Annotated in this window: 27 protein-coding genes and 1 pseudogene; 18 read left to right on the top strand and 10 right to left on the bottom strand. The window is 51.1% G+C overall.

From position 1 onward, the window contains the following. The first annotated feature begins 1 nt into the window (after nt 1). On the top strand, nt 2-376 hold the full coding sequence (locus tag ACMHLI_RS14560) for a hypothetical protein (protein ID WP_413530084.1): 375 nt from the start codon (nt 2-4) through the stop codon (nt 374-376). A gap of 58 nt (nt 377-434) precedes the next feature. Here the strand turns inward: ACMHLI_RS14560 and ACMHLI_RS14555 are convergent, their stop codons facing one another. After that, nucleotides 435-569, bottom strand: a complete 135-nt coding sequence (locus ACMHLI_RS14555) for a hypothetical protein (RefSeq protein ID WP_413530083.1) — start codon at nt 567-569, stop codon at nt 435-437. 39 nt (nt 570-608) lie between these two features. On the opposite strand from ACMHLI_RS14555, the gene ACMHLI_RS14550 reads away from it, so the two are divergent. From ACMHLI_RS14550 to ACMHLI_RS14535, 4 genes are all read left to right on the top strand, one after another. Beyond that, on the top strand, nt 609-2,261 hold the full coding sequence (locus ACMHLI_RS14550) for a VENN motif pre-toxin domain-containing protein (RefSeq protein ID WP_413530082.1): 1,653 nt from the start codon (nt 609-611) through the stop codon (nt 2,259-2,261). Beyond that, nucleotides 2,262-2,819 carry a DUF3916 domain-containing protein gene (locus ACMHLI_RS14545; protein ID WP_413530081.1) on the top strand — a complete coding sequence of 186 codons (558 nt, stop codon included), beginning with the start codon at nt 2,262-2,264 and terminating at the stop codon, nt 2,817-2,819. An 817-nt stretch (nt 2,820-3,636) separates the two neighbouring features. Next, a complete protein-coding gene (locus tag ACMHLI_RS14540; protein WP_413530146.1) occupies nt 3,637-4,773 on the top strand; it encodes a VENN motif pre-toxin domain-containing protein in 1,137 nt (378 codons plus the stop codon). Then, the gene (locus tag ACMHLI_RS14535) at nt 4,770-5,081 is read left to right on the top strand and encodes a hypothetical protein (RefSeq protein ID WP_413530080.1); all 312 of its coding nucleotides are present in this window, start codon (nt 4,770-4,772) and stop codon (nt 5,079-5,081) included. The genes ACMHLI_RS14540 and ACMHLI_RS14535 overlap by 4 nt, the downstream gene beginning before the upstream one ends. 50 nt (nt 5,082-5,131) lie before the next feature. Here ACMHLI_RS14535 and ACMHLI_RS14530 read toward each other — a convergent pair. After that, nucleotides 5,132-5,194 (bottom strand): annotated as a pseudogene (locus tag ACMHLI_RS14530) (hypothetical protein); the annotation flags it as partial. A 550-nt stretch (nt 5,195-5,744) separates the two neighbouring features. After that, entirely contained in the window at nt 5,745-6,947 is a 1,203-nt protein-coding gene (locus ACMHLI_RS14525) for an NAD(P)/FAD-dependent oxidoreductase (protein WP_413530079.1), read from the bottom strand. Nucleotides 6,948-7,269: 322 nt separating this feature from the next. On the opposite strand from ACMHLI_RS14525, the gene pitA reads away from it, so the two are divergent. After that, nucleotides 7,270-8,775, top strand: coding sequence for an inorganic phosphate transporter PitA (gene pitA, locus ACMHLI_RS14520; RefSeq protein WP_413530078.1), 1,506 nt, complete (start codon nt 7,270-7,272; stop codon nt 8,773-8,775). 107 nt (nt 8,776-8,882) lie between these two features. On the opposite strand, the gene uspB is transcribed toward pitA, so the two are convergent. Beyond that, on the bottom strand, nt 8,883-9,218 hold the full coding sequence (uspB, locus tag ACMHLI_RS14515) for a universal stress protein UspB (protein WP_112167500.1): 336 nt from the start codon (nt 9,216-9,218) through the stop codon (nt 8,883-8,885). Between the two features lie 348 nt (nt 9,219-9,566). Here uspB and uspA point away from each other — a divergent pair, with 348 nt between their 5' ends. From uspA to ACMHLI_RS14500, 3 genes are all read left to right on the top strand, one after another. Beyond that, nucleotides 9,567-10,007 carry a universal stress protein UspA gene (uspA, locus tag ACMHLI_RS14510; protein WP_014333460.1) on the top strand — a complete coding sequence of 147 codons (441 nt, stop codon included), beginning with the start codon at nt 9,567-9,569 and terminating at the stop codon, nt 10,005-10,007. 223 nt (nt 10,008-10,230) lie between these two features. Continuing rightward, the gene (locus ACMHLI_RS14505; RefSeq protein WP_413530077.1) at nt 10,231-10,521 is read left to right on the top strand and encodes a hypothetical protein; all 291 of its coding nucleotides are present in this window, start codon (nt 10,231-10,233) and stop codon (nt 10,519-10,521) included. Between the two features lie 60 nt (nt 10,522-10,581). Continuing rightward, nucleotides 10,582-10,944 carry a hypothetical protein gene (locus tag ACMHLI_RS14500; RefSeq protein ID WP_413530076.1) on the top strand — a complete coding sequence of 121 codons (363 nt, stop codon included), beginning with the start codon at nt 10,582-10,584 and terminating at the stop codon, nt 10,942-10,944. A 61-nt stretch (nt 10,945-11,005) separates the two neighbouring features. Here ACMHLI_RS14500 and rsmJ read toward each other — a convergent pair whose 3' ends face one another. Both rsmJ and prlC read right to left on the bottom strand, forming a co-directional pair. Continuing rightward, nucleotides 11,006-11,752, bottom strand: a complete 747-nt coding sequence (gene rsmJ, locus ACMHLI_RS14495) for a 16S rRNA (guanine(1516)-N(2))-methyltransferase RsmJ (protein WP_056775557.1) — start codon at nt 11,750-11,752, stop codon at nt 11,006-11,008. Between the two features lie 9 nt (nt 11,753-11,761). Further along, complete coding sequence (gene prlC / locus ACMHLI_RS14490) at nt 11,762-13,822, bottom strand: oligopeptidase A (protein WP_413530075.1); 2,061 nt, start codon at nt 13,820-13,822, stop codon at nt 11,762-11,764. Nucleotides 13,823-14,003: 181 nt separating this feature from the next. Between prlC and ACMHLI_RS14485 the strand changes: the two genes are divergently transcribed. Then, nucleotides 14,004-14,846 (top strand): 23S rRNA (adenine(2030)-N(6))-methyltransferase RlmJ, encoded by an 843-nt coding sequence (locus ACMHLI_RS14485; RefSeq protein ID WP_112167494.1) that lies wholly within the window; start codon nt 14,004-14,006, stop codon nt 14,844-14,846. A 164-nt stretch (nt 14,847-15,010) separates the two neighbouring features. Continuing rightward, entirely contained in the window at nt 15,011-16,363 is a 1,353-nt protein-coding gene (gene gorA / locus ACMHLI_RS14480) for a glutathione-disulfide reductase (RefSeq protein WP_413530074.1), read from the top strand. Between the two features lie 98 nt (nt 16,364-16,461). Here gorA and ACMHLI_RS14475 read toward each other — a convergent pair whose 3' ends face one another. The 3 genes from ACMHLI_RS14475 to ACMHLI_RS14465 form a co-directional block, all read right to left on the bottom strand. Continuing rightward, nucleotides 16,462-16,848, bottom strand: a complete 387-nt coding sequence (locus ACMHLI_RS14475; RefSeq protein WP_413530073.1) for an acyl-CoA thioesterase — start codon at nt 16,846-16,848, stop codon at nt 16,462-16,464. A gap of 341 nt (nt 16,849-17,189) precedes the next feature. Beyond that, complete coding sequence (gene cho / locus ACMHLI_RS14470) at nt 17,190-18,041, bottom strand: excinuclease Cho (RefSeq protein WP_413530072.1); 852 nt, start codon at nt 18,039-18,041, stop codon at nt 17,190-17,192. A 271-nt stretch (nt 18,042-18,312) separates the two neighbouring features. After that, nucleotides 18,313-19,245, bottom strand: a complete 933-nt coding sequence (locus ACMHLI_RS14465) for a sugar-binding transcriptional regulator (RefSeq protein ID WP_413530071.1) — start codon at nt 19,243-19,245, stop codon at nt 18,313-18,315. Between the two features lie 233 nt (nt 19,246-19,478). Here ACMHLI_RS14465 and ACMHLI_RS14460 point away from each other — a divergent pair, with 233 nt between their 5' ends. The 6 genes from ACMHLI_RS14460 (at nt 19,479) to ACMHLI_RS14435 (ending at nt 23,676) form a co-directional block, all read left to right on the top strand. Further along, the gene (locus tag ACMHLI_RS14460) at nt 19,479-20,414 is read left to right on the top strand and encodes a tagatose-bisphosphate aldolase (protein ID WP_413530070.1); all 936 of its coding nucleotides are present in this window, start codon (nt 19,479-19,481) and stop codon (nt 20,412-20,414) included. Beyond that, nucleotides 20,407-21,003, top strand: coding sequence for an AAA family ATPase (locus ACMHLI_RS14455; RefSeq protein ID WP_413530069.1), 597 nt, complete (start codon nt 20,407-20,409; stop codon nt 21,001-21,003). The genes ACMHLI_RS14460 and ACMHLI_RS14455 overlap by 8 nt, the downstream gene beginning before the upstream one ends. 208 nt (nt 21,004-21,211) lie before the next feature. Further along, entirely contained in the window at nt 21,212-21,655 is a 444-nt protein-coding gene (locus ACMHLI_RS14450) for a PTS sugar transporter subunit IIA (protein ID WP_413530068.1), read from the top strand. Nucleotides 21,656-21,721: 66 nt separating this feature from the next. Next, nucleotides 21,722-22,027, top strand: coding sequence for a PTS sugar transporter subunit IIB (locus ACMHLI_RS14445; RefSeq protein ID WP_413530067.1), 306 nt, complete (start codon nt 21,722-21,724; stop codon nt 22,025-22,027). A gap of 55 nt (nt 22,028-22,082) precedes the next feature. Continuing rightward, complete coding sequence (locus ACMHLI_RS14440; RefSeq protein WP_413530066.1) at nt 22,083-23,348, top strand: PTS sugar transporter subunit IIC; 1,266 nt, start codon at nt 22,083-22,085, stop codon at nt 23,346-23,348. A 22-nt stretch (nt 23,349-23,370) separates the two neighbouring features. Beyond that, nucleotides 23,371-23,676: a hypothetical protein gene (locus ACMHLI_RS14435; RefSeq protein WP_413530065.1), complete on the top strand. Its 306-nt coding sequence runs from the start codon at nt 23,371-23,373 to the stop codon at nt 23,674-23,676. A gap of 69 nt (nt 23,677-23,745) precedes the next feature. Here the strand turns inward: ACMHLI_RS14435 and msrA are convergent, their stop codons facing one another. Then, nucleotides 23,746-24,288 (bottom strand): peptide-methionine (S)-S-oxide reductase MsrA, encoded by a 543-nt coding sequence (gene msrA, locus ACMHLI_RS14430; RefSeq protein WP_413530064.1) that lies wholly within the window; start codon nt 24,286-24,288, stop codon nt 23,746-23,748. A 219-nt stretch (nt 24,289-24,507) separates the two neighbouring features. On the opposite strand from msrA, the gene ACMHLI_RS14425 reads away from it, so the two are divergent. Further along, complete coding sequence (locus ACMHLI_RS14425) at nt 24,508-25,137, top strand: carbonic anhydrase (protein WP_413530063.1); 630 nt, start codon at nt 24,508-24,510, stop codon at nt 25,135-25,137. Nucleotides 25,138-25,206 lie beyond the last annotated feature (69 nt).

Here is a 25,206-nt window from a genome sequence, read left to right as displayed (position 1 = left end):
TATGACTGAAAAATTGATAAAAATTGATTGCAACTGTTCATTTCACAGCAGTCAAATAGAACACATTAGATATGCATCTGGAACTCTTGAGTTAGTGTTAACTTCAGAGGGAACAGATAAGTTTAAAGTTATGTTTGACTGGATTCATTCATTTAGACTAACTGATGAAGGCGATTTGCTCAAAATGCAAGAAGAGCAGAATGGGGAAATGAAAACTGGTGTCTATATTGTAGAAAAATCTATTTATCTAGAATGGTTTACCAATCAAAGTGCTGGTATTCATGATAGTGAGTTCATAACTCACTATTTAATTGTTACCTCAGATGAAGTTGTAGATGTCTTATCCTCAGTCAGTCCTTTGATATCAGTTTGTTAATAAGATCCCGGCCACCGAGCCGGAATCTTTCTATGCCAGCGTCATCAACCAAAGAGGCCTATTCGCAGGCAGCGGCGGCTTCGACATCACCGTTGGCAACCACACCCAGCTTAGCGGCGGCGTCATCGCCTCCGATGCGACGTCGGACAAAAACCGTCTTGATACCGGCACGCTGGGCTGGAACGACATCCACAACAAGGCCGAATACAGCGTCGAGAGCAGCAGCGCCAGCATGAGCTCCAGCGGCAACACCGCGTCGCAGTTCATGGGCAATATGGCCAACGGCATGCTCGCCGGGCTGAACAACGACGGCAGCGCCACCAGCACCACCGGTTCCGCTGTCGCGGACGGCACGATCGTCATCCGCGATAAAGAGAAACAGAACCAGGATGTCGCAGACTTAAGCCGCGACACCGACAACGCCCACAGTACGTTAGATCCGATTTTCGACGCTGCCAAAGAGCAGCAACGGATCGACGAGAACCGCGCGATCGCCCAAATCGGTTCGCAGGTGGCGGACATCGTGCGGACTGAGGGGAAAATCGCGGCGCAGGAAGCGGCGAAAAATCCCGACAATCTCGCCGCGGCGAAAGCCGCGCTGGAAGCCGAAGGCAAAACGCCAACCGGTGAAGACATCGCCAGACGCGCCTACGACACGGCGTTAAACGACTACGGCACCGGCAGCGATAAACAGAAAGCCGTACAGGCGATCACGGCCGCCTTACAAGGCCTGACGGGCGGCGACTGGAGCTCCGCCGTGGCGGGCGCCACCGCGCCTTACATGGCTGAATACATCAAAACCCACACCGCCGAAGGCGCTGAACGCATCATCAGCCACGCCATCGCCGGTGCCGTCGTCGCCGACATGCAAGGCGGCAATGCCGCTGCGGGCGCGGCCGGTGCCGGGCTTTCAGCCGCAGGTGCGAAATACATCGCCGAAGCGCTCTATCCCGGCAAAGACATCAAAGACCTGAGCGAAGAAGAGAAGCAAGGCGTGGTTGCGCTGGCAACGTTAGCTTCGGGGATCGCCGGTGGCGTTGTGGGGGGAGATGTGAGCTCGGGGGTAGACGGGGCTAAGGGCGGGAAGAATGAGGTTGAGAATAATAACCTTGCGGTGATTGCTCGCTCAGGTGTTGCCGCCTGTGCGGAAATCGCATTCTGCCGCAATCAGGTGGTCAACGCAGGGTTAGGAGCATTAATCGGCATTGGCGCGGTCTCATCTTCGATGGAGCAGTTATCCGATGGACAGAAAACCAACGTAATGTTGGCGGCAATGTCGGGTGATACGCAGCTGATAGCAAATCTGTCTGCGTCTGAAAAGGCAGCCTACGAAGAGTTGAAAGGTAGCCCGGGCTTTGGAACATTTTTCCCCGACTCTGCCCCGGATTTAACCGGTGGTAATACTGGCGGCGATCAACTCTCAGGCCAAGGCGGTTCATGGAACACCGGTAATACAGATAACTCTAATGGTGGGTCAACAAGCAATACAGGTAACACTGATGGCAACCCGTATACGGGTGGAAATACCACCACCACGCCAATTGCAGAACAGAATCCGGATGATTTGGCTTATCTCGCTAATGGTTATGAACCCAACAAAGGTGCTGTTGGTAATATGGGAGAACTCCTTAATCAAGCAGGATTTGGTAGTGATATTAAAGGAAACACCCAGAAAAGTAGCCAGCAATATCAAGGCCAAAGTATATATAAAGCAACGGGTGATATAGGGGATAATATTAAAAAAGGAGATCAGTTCTATCTCGATGGCCAGCATAAAGACCATCTTGAGCTTTTTGACAAAAGAGGCAATTTTAAGGCAGTCTTGAATCTTGATGGGACTATAAATCAGGCTAAAACTGAAGTAGCTAAAGGAAGGAAGTTATAAATGTCGATACGTAGGTTAGCATTCAGCAGTAAAAAATTGCGGGGAATCCCCCGGAGATTACGATCATTGCGAAAATGGTCAGAGTCATATACATCTAAATACCCCACTATCTCTAGTGACAGCTACTCCTATGGTTATTGGAATATTAAGATACCTGTACATATAGGATTGGTTCAGGGAAGACAAACCAACCGTGAAATTCAATCTGTTTGCGCACAATTTATGATAGATGCCGCTTATAATATCTTTCAGGCTAAACCAAAAAATGAAACGAACATAAGAGTCACATGCTGCATTATTTTGCCAGAGATGTTTTTTAGTGAATTATGCTTATTTACATCTGAAGAGTACTTTAATATTCAAACACAACCAGGAAGTAATTACTTAGGCAAAAATACCTTATTGAAAAATAGAAGCATAATAAAAGAATGGAATTTAAATTTACCAAATGGCTTTTCGGAATTAGGAATCCTGAGAAGCAGTGAAAATGAAGATGGAGAGATATATTTTTCTGAGCATTGGTATATTGGAGAAGTAGCTAGAAAACTTAAAATTTAGATTATTAGACCGACATACATGTAGTAAACATTACTTTGGAGATAAGTCATGTACAATATATGCGGCAAAGCGATTAAAAAGATACGCACCTAGCTGATCGCTTGGATCGACAGGCAGGACCGAAGCTGACTCATTACAAGAGAAATTGGCAATAGAACAAGCCTTATTAAACCCTGAGGCTGGTCATCAACTACCTATACCAATTTCCGATAAGCGATGACCGAAAGAAGATGGTCGGTTGAAAATGCCGCAAAATATTAATGGCATTGAAGTACATTATGTTCGTAATACGACAACCGGTCAGGTAGATGACTTTAAATTCAAATAGGTCGGGATAAATCTTGGTTTTATGTAATTCAGCATCAGGAAAAGATCTCCCCGATAACGCAAGAGTTATTGGCGAAAATAATGAAACACCATATAATCCTTTGAAAATAGGAGTCGAGTATAAGGTCTAAGGTGTTATGTTTTATCCGACCCGAACTGACATGCTCCTTTGTCCCGACGGTAGTAATCCTTTATAGGTGCCTTCAAATCTTTTTGAAGTATTGGACAATGCATTACCGAATAATTGGGGCTGTGTCCTCACAGAAAAAACAGATGAATATTCTAACTTATATGAAGATTTTGGAATAACTGCAATATTTTGCTATCTTCAATTAGTTCGATCATACCAGCATTATATTGGCATTCTGGAAAGAGAACCCGACGAATTGCAGAAGTTCTATGAATATAAACTTAGTTACTGAAAAATTCTGTATTCTTCGGATATTTTTAATTCTATAAGTTATGCAGTCAACCTGATACCGACCGCAACCTGACGGTCGAAAGCCTGCTGGACACCGAACATTACGATTCGAAACAGCAGAGCGCCGCAGCGCGCGGCAGCTTCACCTGGGGCACCGGCAGCGATAAACAGAAAGCCGTACAGGCGATCACGGCCGCCTTACAAGGCCTGACGGGCGGCGACTGGGGCTCCGCCGTCGCGGGAGTCGCCGCGCCTTACATAGCTGAATACATCAAAACCCACACCGCCGAGGGCGCAACGGGCGCCTGGCTTTCAGCCGCAGGCGGGAAATACATCGCCGAAGCACTCTATCCGGGCAAAGACATCAAAGACCTGAGCGAAGAAGAGAAGCAAGGCGTGGTTGCGCTGGCAACGTTAGCCTCAGGGATCGCCGGTGGCGTTGTCGGAGGAGATGTAAGCTCGGGGATTGATGGGGCTAAGGGCGGGAAGAATGAGATTGAGAATAACTATCTGAGTGATAAGGACATCAAAACCTTCACTAAGAAATATGCCGCCGCGAAGACCGATGCCCAGAAAGAACAGCTTGTAGCTGACCTGAAAAAGCTGGATGCTGATAAGCAGAAACAAGCGTTATCTACAGGAATATCAATAGCTGAGCAGAAAGATGCACTGGCTGATCTGAAAGCCCTTGTAGCATCACCAGAATGTACAGCGAAGTGTCAGGAACTGGCTGCTTACTCCATATCAGAACTGGAGCCCGTCGCAAACAACACGCAACTGCATGAGGACAATCTTAATAAGGGAATACTGGCGGGTGTTATTTATGCTCTGACAGTAGAGAAACCTGCATCCGGCGGTTCTGGCCTGTCTTCATTGACGAAAGAGCAGCAACAGTTAATCAGAAATGCTGAAACAATCACGACAGCCAAAGGGATACAGAATCCATTCCCAAGGGATTTGAATGAGAAGGTTTTGTGGAATAGGGTTAAGGCTAATCCATCGGCTGGATATCCACTGACGGGATTGAATAGTGATCCTAAATTTCCTACATCGGCAGGATTTCAGAAAATGTCAGTTAATCATACACTTCCAGATGGTAGAAATATTGAAATCCATTATCAATATAACTCATTGACTAATAAGGCTTACGATATGAAGGTTATCACCCCACAGCGCTCAGGGGCTGCATATAAGGAAAAACAATGAAGATAATAATGCACCGTGGTGGTCATGTTATTGATATTTATGCAGTCTATTGGGTTGGAGGAAACACTTACTTCTACGGCTTGCATAAAGGGAATGGTGGACTATCCGCTTATAAATTAGGCGATGGTATAGATATAATTGACTCTGATATATCAGGTAATTTTGTTTATTTTAACCAAGGTGTTTTTTATAAACCTTTAATTGAGGAGAGACTTCTGGATGATCTTCTTGAATATGACGAAACTGCCTACAAACGCTTCCTTGAGATCTTGAAAGCGGAAGGTCGAATAGACCCAGACTTCTATTAGTCATTAAAATCCCGCCCTTGTGGCGGGATTTTACGTTATACGTCAGCTAATTACGCTTCAGTCGCCAGCCGGATGATCAGCTGTCCCGGCTGCATGATCACCTCCAGCTTCTGCCCGGTGGTAAAGCCGAGCTGCCCGAGCCAGCGGCCTTGAGGGTGATCTGCGGATACGGATCTGGTTGTCCGTGCTTACCTTTCTAGCTGGGACATGGCTTACCTCTGTTATGCCAATAATCTGTTCCGGTAGATCCTGGCTCTCCTTTTAACAGATTAGAAAGAGGAAGGGGTCGTTTCAGTGGTCATTGATTTCCCATTTGGCTACCTGAATCAGACAAAAGTAATTGTTCTTTAACAAATTCAAAATGTGACTATCAAGCGCCCCACTCCAACGCCGGGCGCGACATCACCCTTAACAGCGTCACGGAAAGCGATTATTCCTTCTTCGAGCAGACCAAAACCTCGGGCGGTATTTTCTTAAAAACCACCAAACACACCGTGCGCGAAGATTACGCGACTCACGAGAAAGGCACCCAGCTCGGCGGCGACAATGTTTCGATGATGGCCGGTCACGACCTCAACGTTAATGGATCCAACGTCCACGTCAGCGGGTCGGACGTGATTGGAGTGCCCCCGAGCCCGTAGACAAATCTGGGGGCACTCCAGTTTATTGTTCCAAAACAGACACCAAATCCTGCGCACACGCCCACGCCGAACTCCATGCCCACTGGAAGTTATATCCCCCCAGCCAGCCGGTGACGTCTACCACTTCGCCGATGAAATACAGACCGGGGACTTTGGCCGCGGCCATCGTTTTAGAGGAAAGCTCTTTGGTATCGACACCACCGAGAGTCACTTCCGCCGTGCGGTAGCCCTCGGTGCCGTTCGGTTGTACCTGCCAGTTTTGAAGTTGCCCGACCAGTTCGGCCTGTTGCGGCGCGTTCAGCTGTTTCAGCGTGACGTCCGGTAACTGACCGAGGGTTTGCAGGCATTCGACCAGCCGCTTAGGCAATTGCATCGCCAGCGTATTTTTCAGGCTTTGATTCGGATGTTCCTGTCGCTGAGCATTAAGAAACGCCGCCAGGTCAGTATCCGGAAGTAAGTTAACACTCACAAACTCACCGGGCTGCCAGTAGCTGGAAAGCTGTAACACCGCCGGGCCGGACATGCCGCGATGGGTAAAAAGAATACTTTCGCGGAAAACGGTGCCATCCTGCGCGGTCAGAACCGAAGGCACCGAGACGCCGGACAATGTCTGCAAGTGGTCGAGTAGCGGTTTATGCAGAGTAAACGGCACCAGGCCGGCACGCGTCGGTAAAACTTTCAGGCCAAACTGTTCGGCCAGACGATAACCGAACGGCGTTGCGCCAAGCCCCGGCATCGAAAGTCCGCCGCTAGCCACTACAAGTGAGTGAGTACTCACAGTTGAGCCGTTCACGTTGATAATAAAGCCGTCTTCGGTTTTCTGAACGTCGGAAATCTCGCTGCGCAGGCGTACTTCGACATTCCCCTGCTCGCACTCTTTATCAAGCATCGCGACAATTTGCTGGGCAGAGTCGTCGCAGAATAACTGGCCGAGGGTTTTCTCGTGCCAGGCGATGTCGTAGCGGTTGACCATATCGATGAAATCCCACTGGGTATAACGCGCCAGCGCGGATTTACAGAAATGTGGGTTTTCCGAAAGATAGGCGGCCGGTTCGGCATATAGATTAGTAAAATTGCAGCGTCCGCCCCCGGACATCAAAATTTTACGTCCGGTTTTCTTGCCATTATCCAGCAGCAGAACACGGCAGCCACCCTGTCCGGCCTGCGCTGCACAGAACATGCCTGCCGCACCCGCACCAATGACTACCACATCAACCTGTTCCACTTTTGGCCTCTCTTTTCGGAAAATTCAGCTACGTTTTAAATAGGATACGCTCTGCATTTGAGCAGGTTTTGCCCGCTATGCGCCGCGGATTGTAAGTGACTGACAGGGGTTACACCAGTATCAGCGGGGTTTTATGGCGCTAAGTAAGCAAATGTTTCAATGAAGAAAGGGCAAATAACTAACTGATTATTCATAAATTAATCTCCGTCTCGGCTTTTTTTGTCCTGTTTTTAGTCAAAAAAATGTCATATTTTCCTTTTATAGACACCCTGTTCTCGCAGATAATGCGCGGCGTTCATGACCACTAACTGGCGTAACAATTATGCTGCATCTATTTGCCGGGTTGGATTTTCATACCGGTTCGTTATTGATTCTCGCGTTACTGTTTGTTCTGTTCTATGAAGCCATCAACGGTTTTCATGATACGGCCAATGCAGTAGCAACCGTCATCTATACCCGGGCAATGCGTTCGCAATTAGCGGTCGTGATGGCAGGGGTATTTAACTTCCTTGGCGTCATACTCGGTGGTTTGAGTGTGGCTTATGCCATCGTTCATTTGCTTCCAACCGATCTTCTGCTCAACGTAGGTTCCACGCATGGCCTTGCTATGGTGTTCTCTATGTTACTGGCAGCGATCATCTGGAACCTCGGCACCTGGTATTTTGGTCTGCCGGCGTCCAGCTCCCACACCCTGATCGGCGCCATCATTGGCGTAGGGTTGACCAATGCATTGATGACTCACACTTCCGTGGTCGATGCGTTAAACATCCCTAAAATGATCGGTATTTTTGCCTCTCTGATTATCTCGCCTCTGGTGGGGATGATTGTGGCAGGAACCATGATTTTCCTGCTGCGTCGCTACTGGAGTGGCAATAAGAAACATGCCCGTATCCACCTGACGCCTGCTGAACGTGAAAAGAAAGACGGTAAGAAGAAGCCGCCGTTCTGGACCCGTATCGGCCTGATCCTGTCGGCTATTGGCGTGAGCTTCTCTCACGGCGCTAACGATGGTCAGAAAGGTATCGGCCTGATCATGCTGGTCCTGATTGGTGTGGCTCCGGCAGGTTTTGTGCTCAACATGAGCGCCACCGGTTACGACATAACCCGTACCCGCGACGCCGTGACGCACCTCGGTCAGTACTATCAGCAGCACGTGGATGCGGTACCGCACGTGGTCGCGCAAACACCTCTGGTGCCTGCGCCAGACGTGAATATCGCACCGACCGACGCTGCGAAAGTGTTCCACTGCGACAGCAGCCATGCACTCGACGCTATCGGCCGCGCGCAAACGCTGCTGACCAATCTGCCGTCTTACAGCGCCCTGGCACCGGATGAACGCAGCCATATGCGTCGCCTGCTGATGTGTGTGTCTGATACGGCCGATAAAGTAGCGAAACTGCCGGAAACCTCGCCTGCGGATAAACGCTTCCTCGGCGAACTGAAAACCGACATTCTTCAGACCGTCGAATATGCGCCGATCTGGATCATCATCGCGGTAGCACTGGCGCTGGCGCTGGGTACCATGATTGGCTGGAAGCGCGTTGCAACCACCATCGGTGAGAAGATCGGTAAGAAAGGCATGACCTACGCACAGGGCCTGTCTGCGCAGCTTACGGCGGCGGTGTCTATCGGCGTGGCAAGTTACACCGGTATGCCAGTCTCCACCACGCACGTGTTGTCCTCTGCGGTTGCAGGCACCATGATTGTGGACGGCGGCGGCGTGCAGTCTAAAACCGTGAAGAACATCGCGATGGCATGGATTTTAACCCTGCCGGTCTCGATTGTGCTTTCCGGCCTGCTGTACTGGATTGCGTTAAAGCTTATCTGATAAACGTCTGAGCTGCGGCTCAGGTAAGAAAAAGGCGACCTTGTGAGCAATCACAGGCCGCCTTTTTTGTTTCCTTTTTCACACATCCTCACAACGATTATTCAGGGTTAATACCAGATGAGCATCGCCAGCATACTGATGAGGATAAGCCCCACCAGCGCGGTCGTCAGAACGAACTGACCACGGACTCTCTCACAACGACGGATAAACTCAGGGTCGTGATGTTCAACGTAACGCTGAGCATAAATATATCGCACCAGCCTTATCTGCTTGCTCGGTTGGCCGTGAGACGTAAAGAACCCGCCGCCATCCACGTACTGATACAGCAAGGGATCGCATCCCCGAAGCACCACCAGCAATGCGCGCAGAGAAGAGTAATAGCGCAGCATATTCACCACACACACAAAACATAAAGCCCAAAATAGCGCAACGGGACTGATCATGATTCCCCCTCAAGGCGAACTCACCCCGCGCAATGTGACCCGCAATCGGCCACACACCCGACGTTTCGCCCTGCCTTTCCGCGATTTCACACCCCCGGACACAACGCGGTCCGCCCCTTTTCACATCACAGAAAATTGCCAAAGCAGGAGAACCCTGCATTCATTGAGTGTAGGAAACGAATCTGGAAATGGGGACGCTGGCTCATATTATTTCTATCTATGCTTTGTCAAATGAGGAAATGGGATCTGTATGCTTGATTTCTTTAACCATTTTGGGGCTATACTAAAAGCATGAGTTTCGCATGATGCTGATATTGCTGTTAACCGACTTATGGAAGGAGTTTTCTTATGGCTTACAAACACATACTCATTGCAGTAGACCTGTCGCCAGAGAGCAAGGTTTTGGTTGAGAAAGCCGTCTCGATGGCGCGTCCGTATAACGCCAAAGTGTCCCTGATCCACGTTGATGTGAACTATTCAGACCTGTATACCGGCCTTATCGATGTCAATCTGGGTGATATGCAAAAACGTATTTCCGAAGAAACCCACCACGCGCTGAATGAACTGTCGCAAAACGCCGGTTATCCGATTTCCGAGACCCTGAGCGGCAGTGGTGATTTAGCGCAGGTATTGGTCGATGCCATCAACAAATACGGCGTGGATTTAGTGCTGTGCGGTCATCACCAGGATTTCTGGAGCAAACTGATGTCCTCCGCGCGCCAGCTGATCAATACCGTCCACATCGACATGTTGATCGTCCCGCTGCGTGACGAGGAAGAAGAAGCGTAAATCGCGAAAGCGTTAACATAAAAATGCCCGCAGGTGAAAACCGGCGGGCATTTTTTATGGGCGATATGTGAGCGAAAGAAAACTGGTCAATCTCTGGACTAAGCATTATTATTGTATATACATAGATTTTATTATTAGATTTAAACTATTAACACTATGTTTAAATAGAAATAAAATTTAATACCCTGGTATATACGGACGATATTTTCATACAGGATGTGCCATGAAAATCCAGTTTTCTTCTGCAGTGAAAGAAAAATTGCTCATCAAACACAGTGTGACGGAAAAAGAAGTTCTCGAATGCTTTGTTAATCGTGACGGGAATTACCTGATGGATATTCGAGAGCAACATCGGACGACCCCGCCTACATTGTGGTTTATCGCCCAAACGAACTGGGGCCGGATGCTGAAAGTCTGTTTTATACCTCCGCATCAGGGACACCCGGCACAACTTAAATCAGCGTTTGAACCTAATGACATAGAGAAGCGCATTTACAGCAGTAAACAGGCGTGATGCAAACTGAGCAATTTCGTGCAGATTTCACCAATATCGAAACATTTAGAGGATGACATTATGACAACCCACCACGATGCCCAAAATAACGCTGAGATGTGGGATAACCGCGAGCTGGGCGCGTCTGAAGAACACGCTGTCGCAATCTCCGCCGCTCAGGCTGCTGAGATCGATGACATGATGGAGCTTCAGGCCATTTCAATAAGACTGCAAAAGTCGCTGCTGAGTAACCTGAAAACAATCGCGGCACATCACCAGATTGGCTATCAGCCGATGGTAAGAGATTTGCTGACGCGTTTTGCAGAAGCGGAAATGAAGAAGATTTTGATCGACCAGTTAAACAAGATCGATGAAGCACAGCGGGATCGCGAAAAAACGGTACCGGTGACAGAGTTTATTGAAGATTTGCGTAATCAGGCATGAAAATAAGAAACCAGAACGTATGTGCAGTGCTTTCTGGTTTCTTTTTCATCTCGTTGTGTTCTTACAACGGCGTATAAATATCAAACCGGTGGCTTTTGGTCACCACGGCGGCTTGCGCGGGGATATCGGCCATCGGTGGCGCGTAATCCGGGCGTTTTACCACAATCCGCTTAGTGGCTAAGCGGCGCGCCGGTTCCAGCAACCCATCGGCGTCCTCATCCGGGCCAACCAGTCCTTGAAACACGCGCATCTCTTTTTTCACCAGCGCACTTTTCTGCTTGTGCGGATACATCGGGTCGAGATACACCACTTCCGGCTTAGGCGAAAGCTCAGAGAGCGCCGTCAGGCTGGAGGCGTGCAGCAGCGTCATGCGCTCACGAAGCCACGGGCCGATTTCAGCATCGCGGTAACCGCGCGCCAGCCCGTCGTCGAGCAGCGCCGCAACGACCGGATTACGCTCCAGCATCCGCACTTTGCATCCCAATGACGCCAGCACAAAGGCATCGCGACCTAAGCCCGCCGTGGCATCGACCACATCGGGCAGATAGCGCCCTTTAACACCCACCGCTTTCGCCACGGCTTCACCGCGTCCGCCACCGAATTTGCGACGGTGCGCCATGGTGCCACCGACGAAATCGACAAAAATCGCGCCGAGTTTCGGCTCGTCGCGTTTGCGTAATTCCAGACGCTCAGGCGTAAGAACCAGCGCCATCACCGCGTCGGGGTCAGACGTCAGATTCCAGCGCTGCGCCAGAACAGATAAGGCGCCTTCATCGGCGCCTTCTTCACACAGTAAACACACACTCACAGGCAGAGGTTATCCTTTGATACCGTAATGGCGCAGCATAGCATCCAGCTGCGGTTCACGCCCGCGGAAGCGCTTGAACAGCTCCATTGGCTCTTCGGAACCCCCGCGTGAAAGGATATTGTCGAGGAATGACTGGCCGGTTTCGCGGTTGAAAATCCCCTCTTCTTCGAAGCGGGAATAGGCATCGGCAGACAGCACTTCCGCCCACAGATAGCTGTAGTAACCAGCCGCATAACCGCCGGCAAAAATATGGCTGAACGCGTGCGGGAAACGTCCCCAGCTCGGTGATGGCACCACGGCAACCAGCTTCTTGATTTCCGCAAGGGTTTGCAGGATCTGCGCACCTTTCGCCGGATCATATTCCGCATGCATACGAAAATCGAACAGGCCGAACTCCAGCTGACGCAGAATAAACAGCGCTGCCTGATAGTTCTTCGCCGCCAGCATTTTATCCAGCATCTCTTTCGGCAGCGGTTCGCCGGTTTCGAAATGGCCGGAGATGAATGCCAGCGCGTCCGGCTCCCAGCACCAGTTTTCCATAAACTGGCTCGGCAGCTCGACGGCGTCCCACGGCACACCGGCAATACCGGCGACTCCCGGCGTGTCGATGCGGGTCAGCATATGATGCAGGCCGTGACCGAACTCATGGAACAGCGTAGTGACTTCGTTGTGGGTGAACAGCGCCGGTTTATTGCCGACCGGGCCGTTAAAGTTGCAGGTCAGGTACGCGACCGGCTTTTGCAGCTCGCCGTCGGCTTTGCGCATGCTGCCGACGCAGTCGTTCATCCAGGCGCCACCGCGTTTGTGCTCGCGGGCGTAAAGGTCGAGATAGAAACTGCCGCGCAGATCACCGGTCTCATCAAACAAGTCGAAGAACCGCACGTCTTTGTGCCAGGTTTCCACGTCTTTACGTTCTTTAGCGGTGATGCCGTAAATACGTTTTACCACTTCGAACAGCCCTTCCAGCGCGCGCTGTTCAGGGAAATACGGACGCAGTTGCTCGTCGTTGATGGAGAACAGATGCTGTTTCTGTTTTTCGCCGTAGAACGGCAAATCCCAGGCTTCCATCTCATCGACGCCGTAATGTTCTTTGGCGAACGCACGCAGCTGAGCCAGTTCCTGCTCACCTTGCGGACGCGCACGGGTCGCCAGACCGCTCAGGAAGTCGATCACCTGTTTCGGGCTTTCAGCCATTTTCGTCGCCAGCGACATATCCGCGTAAGAATCAAAGCCCAGCAACTGCGCCAGCTCGTGACGCAATGACAAAATCTCCGCCATCACGTCGCTGTTATCCCATTTACCGGCATTCGGGCCCTGATCGGACGCGCGGGTACCGAACGCGCGGTACATTTCTTCACGCAGCGCACGGTTTTCGCCGTAGGTGATGACCGGCAGATAGCTCGGGATATCCAGCGTCAGCAACCAGCCTTCCTGTTCTTTGGATTCGGCCAGCGCTTTCGCCGCCGCCAGTGCGCTTTCCGGTAAACCTTTCAGATCGTTTTCGTCAGTGATGAGCTTGCTCCAACCCATAGTGGCATCGAGCACGTTGTTGCTGTAGGTCGAACCCAGCTCAGACAGACGCGCAGAAATTTCGCCATAGCGCTTTTGCTTTTCCATCGGCAAGCCAATACCGGAAAGCTCGAAATCGCGCAGGGCGTTATCGATGGCTTTTTTCTGCGCCACAGACAGCGCAGTAAAATGATCGCTGGCTTTTAAATCGCAATAGGCCTGATACAAACCGGCGTGCTGACCCGCCCAGGTGCTGAACTCAGACAAAATCGGCAGGCACTGCTCATAGGCTTCGCGCAGCTCCGGGCTGTTTTTCACCGCGTTCAGATGACCGACCGGTGACCAGATGCGCCCGAGACGATCGTCGCTTTCCGCCAACGGCTGGCACAGATTTTCCCACGTATACGGCGCACCTTGTGCAACCACGCGTTCGATGGTCTGACGGCTTTCTTCGATCGCAGACTTCATCGCAGGGACAATATGTTCAGGTTGGATCGCAGAGAAAGGCGGCAGGGAGAACGGTTTTAAGAGCGGATTCGACGCGTTTTGCTGTTCAGTCATAGGGCCAGTCCTTCGTTATAACGTTGGGGGGGATACGCCAGTGGCGCACCACGCCGTGAATTCGGGTCGTCTTAAAGATGACGTAACTTCTAACATGCGGTCAAGGGACGGGGAAATCAATGGGTGGCGGCGGGATAGTCTTTAATGGATAATGCCGCGAAGCCGCAGGAGAAAGCCGCACATGTTGAGTTACCGCCACAGTTTTCACGCCGGCAACCATGCCGACGTACTGAAACACACTGTTCAGAGCCTGATCATTGAGTCTCTGAAAGAAAAAGATAAGCCTTTCCTTTATCTCGACACCCACGCGGGTGCCGGGCGTTACCAGCTGAGCGGCGAGCATGCCGAACGCACGGGCGAATATCTGGAAGGTATCGCACGCATCTGGCAGCGTGACGATATTCCTGAAGAACTGGCGGCTTATATGTCCGTCGTCGGCCACTTCAACCGCAACGAGAATCTGCGTTATTACCCTGGCTCGCCGCTGATTGCGCGTCAGCTGTTGCGGGAAGAAGACAAACTGCAACTGACCGAACTGCACCCGAGCGATTTCCCGCTGCTGCGCAGTGAATTCCAAAAAGATGACCGCACCCGCGTTTCGCGCGCCGATGGCTATCAGCAGCTGAAAGCTCAGTTGCCGCCGCTGTCACGCCGTGGCTTTATTCTGATGGATCCACCATACGAACTGAAAACCGATTATCAGGACGTGGTCAAAGGCATTCAGGAAGGCTACAAGCGTTTTGCTACTGGCACATACGCGCTGTGGTATCCGGTGGTGATGCGTCAGCAGATCAAAAAAATGCTGCGCGATCTGGAAGCCACTGGCATCCGCCGTATCCTGCAAATCGAACTGGGCGTGCGCCCGGACAGCGATCAACGCGGGATGACGGCTTCTGGCATGATTGTCATCAATCCGCCGTGGAAACTTGAGCAGCAGATGAAGAACGTGCTGCCGTGGTTGCTGAAAGTACTGGTACCCTCCGGTACGGGTCACACGACGGTCAAATGGGTCGTGCCTGAGTAATCCCCTTCTGTTCTGCCGGAGCCGGTTTTCAAAGGCTCCGGCTATCAAACCTATCGCAATCATTGATCCAATCTTTTCCACAACCAGCTAAACTCTTGGGCAATTATTTAGATTAGCGACGCCGGTATGGCGTTCTTCATTTTTCACAATTCATGGAAAATCCGATGACCAAACATTATGACTATCTGGCAATTGGCGGCGGCAGCGGCGGTATCGCATCAATCAACCGTGCAGCCATGTATGGGAAAAAATGCGCGCTGATCGAAGCTAAAGAGCTGGGCGGCACATGCGTCAACGTGGGTTGTGTCCCGAAAAAAGTGATGTGGCACGCCGCGCAGATCGCCGAAGCTATCCGCAACTACGGCCCGGACTACGGTTTTGATACCACCGTTAACAGCTTCAACTGGAAAACGCTGGTCGCCAACCGCACCGCGTACATCGACCGTATCCATACCTCTTACGACAACGTGCTGGGCAAAAATAACGTTGATGTGATCAAAGGCTTCGCGCGTTTCGTTGACGATCATACTGTGGAAGTGAACGGCGAGAAGATCACCGCAGATCACATCCTGATCGCCACCGGCGGTCGCCCGAGCCATCCAAACATTCCCGGTGCTGAATACGGCATCGACTCCGACGGTTTCTTCGATCTGACCGAAATGCCGAAACGCGTTGCCGTCGTTGGTGCAGGTTATATCGCGGTTGAAATCGCCGGTGTAATGAACGGGCTGGGCGCCGAAACTCACCTGTTCGTGCGTAAACATGCGCCGCTGCGTACCTTCGATCCGCTGATGGTCGATACGCTGGTAGAAGTCATGGAAGCCGAAGGCCCGGCGCTGCATAAAGAATCCATTCCGAAAGAAGTGGTAAAAAATGCCGACGGCAGCCTGACGCTGAAGCTGGAAAACGGCAAAGAATTTGAAGTCGACAGCCTGGTCTGGGCGATTGGCCGAGAACCGGAAACTGACAACTTCAACCTGAAAGCGACCGGCGTAAAAACCAACGAAAAAGGCTACATCGTCGTCGATAAATTCCAGAATACCAGCGTAAAAGGCATTTATGCCGTGGGCGACAACACCGGTGCAGTCGAACTGACGCCAGTGGCCGTTGCGGCGGGTCGTCGTCTTTCCGAACGCCTGTTCAACAACAAGCCGGACGAGCATCTGGATTACAGCAACATCGCCACCGTCGTCTTCAGCCACCCGCCAATCGGCACGGTCGGCCTCACTGAACCGCAGGCCATTGAGCAGTTCGGCGAAGACAACGTGAAAGTCTACAAATCGCAGTTCACCGCCATGTACACCGCCGTCACGCAGCACCGCCAGCCGTGCCGCATGAAACTGGTGTGCGTCGGTAAAGACGAGAAAATCGTCGGCATCCACGGCATCGGTTACGGCATGGACGAAATGTTGCAGGGCTTTGCGGTCGCACTGAAAATGGGCGCAACCAAGAAAGACTTCGATAACACGGTTGCAATCCATCCGACCGGCGCAGAAGAATTCGTTACCATGCGGTAATGTAGGAAAATCCTGCCAGCACTTTTGTAACGTTAAAAACTGGCCGTAACAGGCCAGTTTTTTTAGCTGTCATCACTTTCCCCCGACGAGCGTCACAGCTATATATCCAACGCGTTCTTCACCGCATCTGGCATCGAAGGACGCCCGTTAGTCAGGCAAGTGGCCACAAAAGTAGCGTCGGCGAAAACAACGCCTTCAACTTTGATCTGTTGAACGAAGTTAACGCGATTACGTTTTTCATTTCTCTCCAGTACGCATGTCACTTCAACCTGATCGCCTTTTTTCAGGCTTTTACGAAAGCGCATTGAGTACTCCAATACCATATACAGGTTGCCCTGAGTAAATTCAGCTTCGATATCAATTCCCAGCGCTTCTCGCATATAGGCGTGGCGCGCCCACTCCATGTAAAACGGATAGTACAAACCATCCACGACACCCTGAAAATCGATATGGGCCTCGTCCACTTCATATTGTTTACTAAACATTTCTTCGCCTTATTCTCACAGTTGCGTAACAAAGCATCAGATATACAGCAGTAATTTCGTTTGGTGTAAACCAACATGTTTCAAGATAATACCAGTGAGAAACTATTTTATTCGGATATAAAAAGACCCGAGATCTAGTGACCTCAGGCCTTTTGGTTTTAATGCCCCGTTATTTCACCGGTAATTCCAACACAACTGCGATGGTTTTAAATTCAGCGAATACATCCGCGATACCTGCCAGCGCGGCGCAGAGACGGCGAACTCCGTAGCCGGCAATTCAAAACCGCCCGTCGCTTTACCGAAGGGAATTCAGGCTGAGTGTGGAATAACCAGTCCAAGCCTCAATCCAGTAAAATAACCTTTGGGCTGTCTGGCGCAAACAGCGGTTTGCAGAGGATTTTGTAGCTGTCACGGTCAAAATGCGGAACGGCGATATCGAACTCTTTTGCGGCCTCCAGCGTTTTCACCGTACCCAGGTAGAACCAGTGATTGATGACGTGATAATCCGTCTGGCCATCCGCTTCCTCGGCGATGGCGATGCGGCCGGGATAAGGCCAGCTGCGGATTTTCAGGGCGCTGAGCGCATTTTTTAGGCGTTCAAAGTGCGCCTCAGGCGTTTCTTTTCCGCAGCACACACCGGCACATTTACCGAGAGAAAACCGGAAACACGCGCGGTTTTTTGCCAGTTTCTCCAGCCCCAGCGCGCCATAACAGAGCTTTTCCTGATCGGCGATATCCCGGATTTTCTCTACCGCAGACATCTTGGTTTTAAACAGCCCGAACAGGTCTTCGCTGTGGGAGAAATCCACTTCATTGCTGAACACAATATTGGCGGTAAATCCCTGAAGCCGGATGGAACACAGTTTGCGGGCGGTACGCAGCCGCTTATTAAACAGCGGACGCCGCGATTTGATCAGATCGGACTCCAGCAGCAATGCGCCGACTTCGCCGATGGTCTGGACATAATCGATGTCGCGCGTCATATGCAGCAATTTTGCTTCAGCAGGATTGCGAAAATGCGACATCACGCGGCTGCGGATATTCACACTTTTGCCGATATACAGCGGAAAAGTCTGGTCATCCCCATAGAAAATATACACACCGCTGCTGCCGGGCAGGTTTTCTAAGGTATGACGAAGATGTTCAGGATACTGATAAAGCTCGGTGAAAAGCTCTTTCTCGGGATTCCACAAATTAGCTGACCTGCTGTTGCCTGATAAAAAACGTATAAAATATATCCGACAAATAATACTGTTTGTTTATACAGCTCGCAACCTCCGAGAAATAAATTACGCGTAAATTTTTCGATTTCCTTTGATATTAGGAATAATTTTATTAGTCATTCATCCCGGCCCGGAGACAAATAATGCGACAAAGCCTTTAAGCGCTGATGATCTTCGACGCATTGGATCGTCAGGGTAGGTTTGCCGCCGCGGCGGCCAGACTGTTTAAAACCGCATCGCGTTACGCCACCGGCAGCTTATCCAGAATCGCCTGCGCGGTGTTCACATCCGTCACTAAGGAATTGATCATCCCTGAACGCACCGCGCCGATAATCCCGGCAGCTTTTTCTGGCGTGGCGGCAACGCCAATGGTCAGCGGCGTTTTACGCAACTGCTCGACGGAGGCTGCGATCATCCGCTCCTCACCTTCCCAGTGTAGCAACTCGCCGGACTCGGTGAAGTAATGGCGCAGCACGTCGCCCGCCGCATCACTCAGCGCCTGCTCACCCGGCGTGGCGGTGGTGGATTCACTCGGTTTCGGCGTGTGCGTCAGACCGATGCCGACAATCGCCGCGTCGAGGCGATCCCACAGCGAGATGATTTCCTGCACGCTGCGATCGGCGAGAAACGCATCGCGCAGCGGTGCAGAAGAAAGATAGGGCGCATGTAAGAAATACGGCGTGCCTTCCATCTGTTCCGCCGCCCGGCGCACAAACTCGGTGATCTGAAAATGAGGCGCAGACTGTTGCATTCCGCCGTTCAGCGCCACGGTCATGATGCCCGGCAATCGCGGCATACCGGCCAGCGTCACTTCGCGCACCGCCCTTCCCCAGCCAATACCGAGCACCGAACCCGATCCAAGCCCGGCCTCCTGCAACAGTGAGGCCAGCGGTGTCGCCAGCGCGCCCAGCACATTTCCCGGCGGGGCATCGACCACGTAGGCATGCTTTAATCCGAGACGTTTGACCAAATCTGACGTCATGTCTTCCGGCGAAGATAATCCCACCACTTCGATGCGCACAATGCCCGCCGCACGGGCCTTGTTAAGCAATCTTGAGATGGTGGCCGTTGAGACATCCAGCTTGCGAGCAATCTCCACCTGAGACATATCAGACTCGTAATGCAGCTTCGCCACTAAATGCATCATGGCACGCGTTGCTGCAATATCTTGCAAAATTGGCTCTTTCAGCTTGAAATTCCTTTCAGTAATGAATTACACTCAAATCGTCGATTGAGGGATTATTGCGCAACACCTGTAAAAATGCAATGTGCCGGATCGGGCTTCAACCCTTGTAAACCGGCAAGTTACGCGATTCTCCACCCCTTTTTGCCTGGGGGTAAAGACAGAACGTCCAGTGTAATCGAGATTTTTTCATCTGTAATAAATTTCACGCAAAGGAGAGTTCCATGTCAAAAATGTCTACTTCAGAATTACGCAGCTATCAGCAGATTTGTGGCAAGAATGGCGCAATGATGGTTATCGCCTGCGACCAGCGCGGGGCCATGCGCAGCCTGCTGGCCAGCGATCCTCAGCAACAATCCGCCATTTCTGAACACGAACTCGGGCTTATCAAAGCCGACATCACCCAATATCTCGCCAGTAAAGCGACGTGTGTGCTGGTCGATCCGGTGTGCGCCGTACCGCAACTGGTGGACGACGGCATTATCGCCCGCGACACCGCCCTGCTGATCGGCCTCGATGCGTCGGGCTGGGATAACTCGCCGGAAGGCTACCGTCTGTCGCGACTGGTCGCCAATGTGGATGCGCGCCGTGTCCGCGAACTGGGCGCGACCGGCGGAAAAATCATGGTGTACCTGCGTTCCGATCAGGAAGAAGCCAACCGCCACAACATTGAAATCCTGCGTCAGTGCATCGACGATTTTGCCCGCGAAGATTTACTGCTGGTGGTGGAGTTTCTGACCTACAAACTCGATAACGAAACCGAGGAAGAATATAAGGAAAAAGTCCCGTCGCTGATTTATGGTGGAACGAAGATCTGTCTGGAATGCGGTGCGAAGGTGCTGAAACTGCCTTATCCGGGCTCCAGACAGGCATGTGCGGATATCACTACACTGGCAGGCGACGTCCCCTGGGCGGTGCTGTCAGCGGGTGTCGATCACACAACGTTCCTCACGCAAGTGGCTGACGCGATGAGCGAAGGGGCATCGGGCGTAATCGCCGGGCGTTCACTGTGGAAAGACTGCATTTCTCTCGACCGGAGCGCGACTAAATCCCGGCTTGAATCGCTCGCCGTGCCGCGTCTGAACGAGCTTCAGGCGGTGATCCAGCAGTATTTCCGCGCACCGGCGCACAACCAAACTGAACAGGTGGAACATGTCTGAAAACAGAAGCGCCTCACGAAATGGCTTTGCCGGAAAACGCGTTGTCCTGGTCAACGGGATCCCCGCATCGGGTAAAAGCCGGCTCGCCGTTGAGCTTTCTGAACACAGCGGCTGGCTGCAACTGTCGCTGGATGGCATCAAAAACCCGTTCCTTCAGCGACTGCAAAATGTCGATCGCCCCTTTAACCGCGTGCTGGGTCTGGCCAGCTATCAGGTAATTTGGGATATCGTTGCCAGTGCGCCACAGGGCAGCACCTTTATTGTCGATGCCTGGTTCGGTTTCCAGCCGAAAGAGGTTTTGCAGGGGTATCTGCAACAGGCGGGAGTGACGCAGGTGGTGGAAATCTGGTGCAAGATTGATGCACAACGCGTGGCCGACCGCTTTTCTTCACGGCTGGGCGAACGGTTACCGGGACATGTCGGGGCAGAATATATTCCCGAATTAAAAATTCTTGCAGCAAATGCGCAGCCCATGGCGCTGGGGCCGGTATATTCTCTCGATCAGAATAATGTCGATGATAATAGACCTGTAAATATTGTTGTTATTCACGAATGGATAATGAATTCATTCCATACACAAACGCAATAAATTAAACGGGGAAATATTACGTTACTGAACAAAGAAACAGACTGATGTGTGTTTTTTGGCTCACGCATTTATTACGACACATCGTTTTACATTCTTATCTTTGATAAATGAAAGTTTAATTAATAGTAAACAGGGTTGGACAGATCACAGTTTTTATTTAATTTAAATATCATACTGAGAAAAGACCCTATTCATATGAAGAGGTATTATGTTAAGCGACTGGATCAATGAAAATAACACCAAGATAATTCCGAAAACTGATGACTGGAAAAGTGCAGTGGCATTAGCAGTGCAGCCATTAATTGATTCCGGTGCGGCAGAAAGCCGTTATCTGCAGGCAATATATGATATGCATCGGGAAATCGGTCCTTATTACGTTTTGGGCGAAGGCATTGCAATGCCTCACGCCCGGCCGGAAGAAGGCGTTAACAGAACGGCGCTGTCGCTGGTGATTGTTTCAGAAGGCGTCGAGTTCGGCAGTGAAGATAACGATCCGGTTTACGTTATTTTCGCGCTGGCCGCTGTCGACAGCCATTCGCACATTGAAATGATCGCCAGTCTTTCTCATCTGTTCTGCGACGACGAGGCAGGAAAAAAATTAAAAGAGAGTAAAAACAAGCAGGAAGCGTTAGAAATCATCCGACAGTTTTAGACGTGAAGTGAAGAGATATGAACATAACTCGTGATTCATCACCTACAAAATGCGTAAGGAATTCTCATGAAAAGATTATCGATTTTAGCCGTCTGCGGCGCAGGTCTGGGCAGCAGCTTCGCCTGTGAAATGAGTATCGAAGCCGCCTTAAAAGATTTAGGCGTCGAAGCGGATTTATCACACTGCGATATCTCCAGCGCCACCTCGACGCGTGCCGATATTATTATGACTGGCGAAAACTTCCGCTCCCAGTTCCAGCATTACACCATCAAAGCCAATATTATTTATCTCAAGCGACTGGTGGATAAAAATGAAATTAAAACCAAGCTGACGCCGGTACTTCAGGAAATGGGTCTTCTTGCCGTCCAATAATAAAAATATTGTTATCCAATAGAACAACTCTACATCTCTACTACAGGGGACGCTTATGTCTTTCCTTCACTTTATTGTTAATGATGTATTAGGCCAGGCATCAATATTAATATCGCTGATTGCGATGATCGGTTTGATCGCATTGAAAAAAAGCCCCGGACAAATCATCACCGGCACATTAAAAACATTGTTGGGGTTTTTAGTCTTACTTTCCGGCGCAAGTATTATTGTGAATGCGCTGACCTTTCTGGGCGAAATATTCCAGAAAGGCTTTCATATGCGCGGCGTCGTTACCGACGTCGGGTCGATTGCAGGGATCGCACAACAAACGCTTGGACGAGAAACAGCATTAATTATGGTGCTGGCGTTTATCGTCAATATCCTGATTGCCCGCCTGACGCGCTTTAAATATATCTTCCTGACCGGCCAGGCCTCCTTATGGATGGCGACTGTTTGTTCAGTCATCGGCTATATGGGCGGCCTGCGTGGTGCGGAGCTGATCATTACCGGCGGCGTGATCGCCGGGGTGATGGCGGTGGGTATGCCGGTACTGGCCCAGCCGATTGTGCGCAAAATTACCGGTTCGGATGATTTTGCGCTCGGCCATTTCTGCACTATCGGCTATATCGTGCAGGCCGGCGTGGCGAAAGTCACCGGTGATGTCAGTAAAAGCACCGAAGACTTTGAGCTGCCACAGGCCTTATCGTTCCTGCAAGATACATACCTGTCGATGATGGTGGTGATGATCCCGATTTACCTCATCCCCGCTATCGCCGCCGGTCCGGACGTGGTTGCACCATTCTCCAATGGTGTTAACTATCTGGTCTACGCCTTCCTGCAATCCGTGCAATTTGTCGTGGGTGTGTATGTGCTGCTTTCCGGCGTACGCCTGCTGCTAGCGGAAATCGTTCCGGCTTTCCGTGGGATCGCCCTGCGTATCGTTCCGAACGCCATTCCGGCGCTCGATTGCCCGGTGCTGTTCCCGTATGCCCCTAACGCGGTAATCATCGGGTTTATTTCCACCACCATCGGCTCCGTCATCGGCATGTTCCTGTTCCCAAGCCTGGGGCTGGCGATGATTTTACCGGGCATGCTGACCAACTTCTTCGCAGGCGGTACGGCGGGCATTTTCGGTAACGCCGTCGGCGGACGTCGTGGCGCAATAATCGGCGGCATCTTCCACGGGCTGTTTATCACCTTATTACCGGCGCTGTTACTGCCGCTGCTCGGTAAATTCGGGTTCTCGAACGTGACGTTCAGTGACTCGGATGTCATCAGCGTCGGGCTGGTGTTCGGCCATATTCTTAACTTCTTCCACTAAGCGAACCTGAGGATTTTCAGAGATGGATATACGCATTGAGCAAATCTTAGCGCAGCAACTGCCCCCGCAGGAGGCGGCCAAAGCGCTCAACGAGCTGGGAAAACAGTATCAGGAACAGCAGGAACTGGACGCCGCCATCGCCTGCTGGGAGCAGAGCATGGTGTGTTACGGCAAGCCCGGCTTTGCGCAGGCACAGCTGATGAAGGCCTACAACGCGCGGCGGCGTGAGTGCTCACAAGCCGGAGATGGCAAGGGCCTGGAAACCTATTCCCAGAAGATTGATGCGCTGATGCAACAAAGTAAGGACGCGATCCGTTACGGTTTCTGAACGGACGGAGAAATGAAAAAAGCCAGAACCTCGTGTTCTGGCTTTGGCTTTTTAAAGATAGCGGGGATATTAAGGATTCAGCGACTTTGTCCGCTGCGCAAAACTCTTACGCAATTTCTGCAATTTCGGTGGGATCACCGCCATGCAATAACGGTTCTGCTGACCCGCGCCGTCCCAGTAATTCTGATGATAGCCTTCGGCCACATAGACTTCGCCGAGCGGCTCGATGCTGGTCACGATCGGCTGACTGTGATCGGGCTGCGCGCGCAGAATGGCGGCTTCCGCCTCGGCCTTTTGCACGTCATCGGCAGGGAAAATCACTGAGCGATATTGCGTGCCGACGTCGTTACCCTGGCGATTAAGCTGAGTCGGATCGTGCGTGACAAAGTGGATATCCAGCAGATCGCCGTAGCTCAGTTTTTCCGGGTCGAAGCCGACGCGTATCGCTTCCGCGTGGCCGGTAGCACCGCTGCAAACCTGCTCATACGTCGGGTTTGGCCGCGCACCGCCGGTATAGACACTTTCTACCGACTCTACGCCGATGACGTCTTTGAATACCGCTTCCGTACACCAGAAGCAGCCGCCGCCGAAAATAGCGTATTCGATTGTCATAAAGACTCCTTCACGTTGAGTACAAGGTAAATATGAGGGCATAAATATAAGGATAAAGGTATCACAACAAAATAAAGCCCACTGGTATTTATCCGGACTGCCAACGTGTCTTTATGGATAAAGTCATTTACCTTAGAAATAATAGTGGTATTGCGTCTGATTGATCTGCTTATTTATTCGTGGCAGTATCATTACCATTGAAATATACGGAATTCCCACATGAAAGACGTTATTGAAGGTTTCCTCAGATTCCAAAAAGAAGCGTTTCCCCAACGCTCTACGCTCTTCAAAAAACTCGCAACAAATCAAAATCCTAAGACACTTTTTATTTCGTGTTCAGACAGCCGTCTGGTACCGGAATTAGTCACCCAGCGCGAACCGGGTGAACTGTTTGTGATCCGCAATGCCGGTAATATCGTGCCGCCATTCGGGCCTGAACCGGGCGGCGTTTCCGCGACCGTCGAGTATGCCGTTAAAGCACTGGGCATTAAGGATATTGTGATTTGCGGGCATTCCAACTGCGGCGCAATGAGCGCAATCGCCAACTGTACCTGTCTGGATCATATGCCTGCGGTCGCGCACTGGCTGCGTTATTCGGATGCGGCAAAAGCCATCAACGAAGCGACTGAACATGAAACACCGGAAGCCCGCGTAAACGGTATGGTGCATCAGAATGTGGTCGCACAGCTCGGTAATCTGCGCACGCATCCTTGTGTGGCGGTCGCTTTAGCTAAAGGCGAAATTACCCTGCACGGCTGGGTTTATGATATTGAATCCGGCTCTATTGAAGCCTATGACGGCAAGACTTTCATCTCGCTCTCCGATAATCCGGAAGTCACCGCCTCATAATATCTCTTTACCGGGAGCTGAATGGCTCCCGGATGTCCGCCTTACCCTGCCCACTTTCTTCCTCACCGG

Origin of the sequence: Rahnella inusitata, from assembly GCF_965118895.1 — a bacterium.
GTDB classification, from domain to species: domain Bacteria; phylum Pseudomonadota; class Gammaproteobacteria; order Enterobacterales; family Enterobacteriaceae; genus Rahnella; species Rahnella inusitata_A.
This window is presented reverse-complemented; position numbering and strand designations above follow the sequence as displayed.

Bases quoted from the DNA above. Each gene is read 5' to 3' on its own strand.
- ACMHLI_RS14560 (WP_413530084.1), top strand. From the start codon at position 2: ATGACTGAAAAATTGATAAAAATTGATTGCAACTGTTCATTTCACAGC.
- ACMHLI_RS14550 (WP_413530082.1), top strand. From the start codon at position 609: ATGAGCTCCAGCGGCAACACCGCGTCGCAGTTCATGGGCAATATGGCC.
- ACMHLI_RS14545 (WP_413530081.1), top strand. From the start codon at position 2,262: ATGTCGATACGTAGGTTAGCATTCAGCAGTAAAAAATTGCGGGGAATC.
- ACMHLI_RS14535 (WP_413530080.1), top strand. From the start codon at position 4,770: ATGAAGATAATAATGCACCGTGGTGGTCATGTTATTGATATTTATGCA.
- pitA (WP_413530078.1), top strand. From the start codon at position 7,270: ATGCTGCATCTATTTGCCGGGTTGGATTTTCATACCGGTTCGTTATTG.
- uspB (WP_112167500.1), bottom strand. From the start codon at position 9,218: ATGATCAGTCCCGTTGCGCTATTTTGGGCTTTATGTTTTGTGTGTGTG.
- uspA (WP_014333460.1), top strand. From the start codon at position 9,567: ATGGCTTACAAACACATACTCATTGCAGTAGACCTGTCGCCAGAGAGC.
- ACMHLI_RS14505 (WP_413530077.1), top strand. From the start codon at position 10,231: ATGAAAATCCAGTTTTCTTCTGCAGTGAAAGAAAAATTGCTCATCAAA.
- ACMHLI_RS14500 (WP_413530076.1), top strand. From the start codon at position 10,582: ATGACAACCCACCACGATGCCCAAAATAACGCTGAGATGTGGGATAAC.
- prlC (WP_413530075.1), bottom strand. From the start codon at position 13,822: ATGACTGAACAGCAAAACGCGTCGAATCCGCTCTTAAAACCGTTCTCC.
- ACMHLI_RS14485 (WP_112167494.1), top strand. From the start codon at position 14,004: ATGTTGAGTTACCGCCACAGTTTTCACGCCGGCAACCATGCCGACGTA.
- gorA (WP_413530074.1), top strand. From the start codon at position 15,011: ATGACCAAACATTATGACTATCTGGCAATTGGCGGCGGCAGCGGCGGT.
- ACMHLI_RS14475 (WP_413530073.1), bottom strand. From the start codon at position 16,848: ATGTTTAGTAAACAATATGAAGTGGACGAGGCCCATATCGATTTTCAG.
- ACMHLI_RS14460 (WP_413530070.1), top strand. From the start codon at position 19,479: ATGTCAAAAATGTCTACTTCAGAATTACGCAGCTATCAGCAGATTTGT.
- ACMHLI_RS14455 (WP_413530069.1), top strand. From the start codon at position 20,407: ATGTCTGAAAACAGAAGCGCCTCACGAAATGGCTTTGCCGGAAAACGC.
- ACMHLI_RS14450 (WP_413530068.1), top strand. From the start codon at position 21,212: ATGTTAAGCGACTGGATCAATGAAAATAACACCAAGATAATTCCGAAA.
- ACMHLI_RS14445 (WP_413530067.1), top strand. From the start codon at position 21,722: ATGAAAAGATTATCGATTTTAGCCGTCTGCGGCGCAGGTCTGGGCAGC.
- ACMHLI_RS14440 (WP_413530066.1), top strand. From the start codon at position 22,083: ATGTCTTTCCTTCACTTTATTGTTAATGATGTATTAGGCCAGGCATCA.
- ACMHLI_RS14435 (WP_413530065.1), top strand. From the start codon at position 23,371: ATGGATATACGCATTGAGCAAATCTTAGCGCAGCAACTGCCCCCGCAG.
- msrA (WP_413530064.1), bottom strand. From the start codon at position 24,288: ATGACAATCGAATACGCTATTTTCGGCGGCGGCTGCTTCTGGTGTACG.
- ACMHLI_RS14425 (WP_413530063.1), top strand. From the start codon at position 24,508: ATGAAAGACGTTATTGAAGGTTTCCTCAGATTCCAAAAAGAAGCGTTT.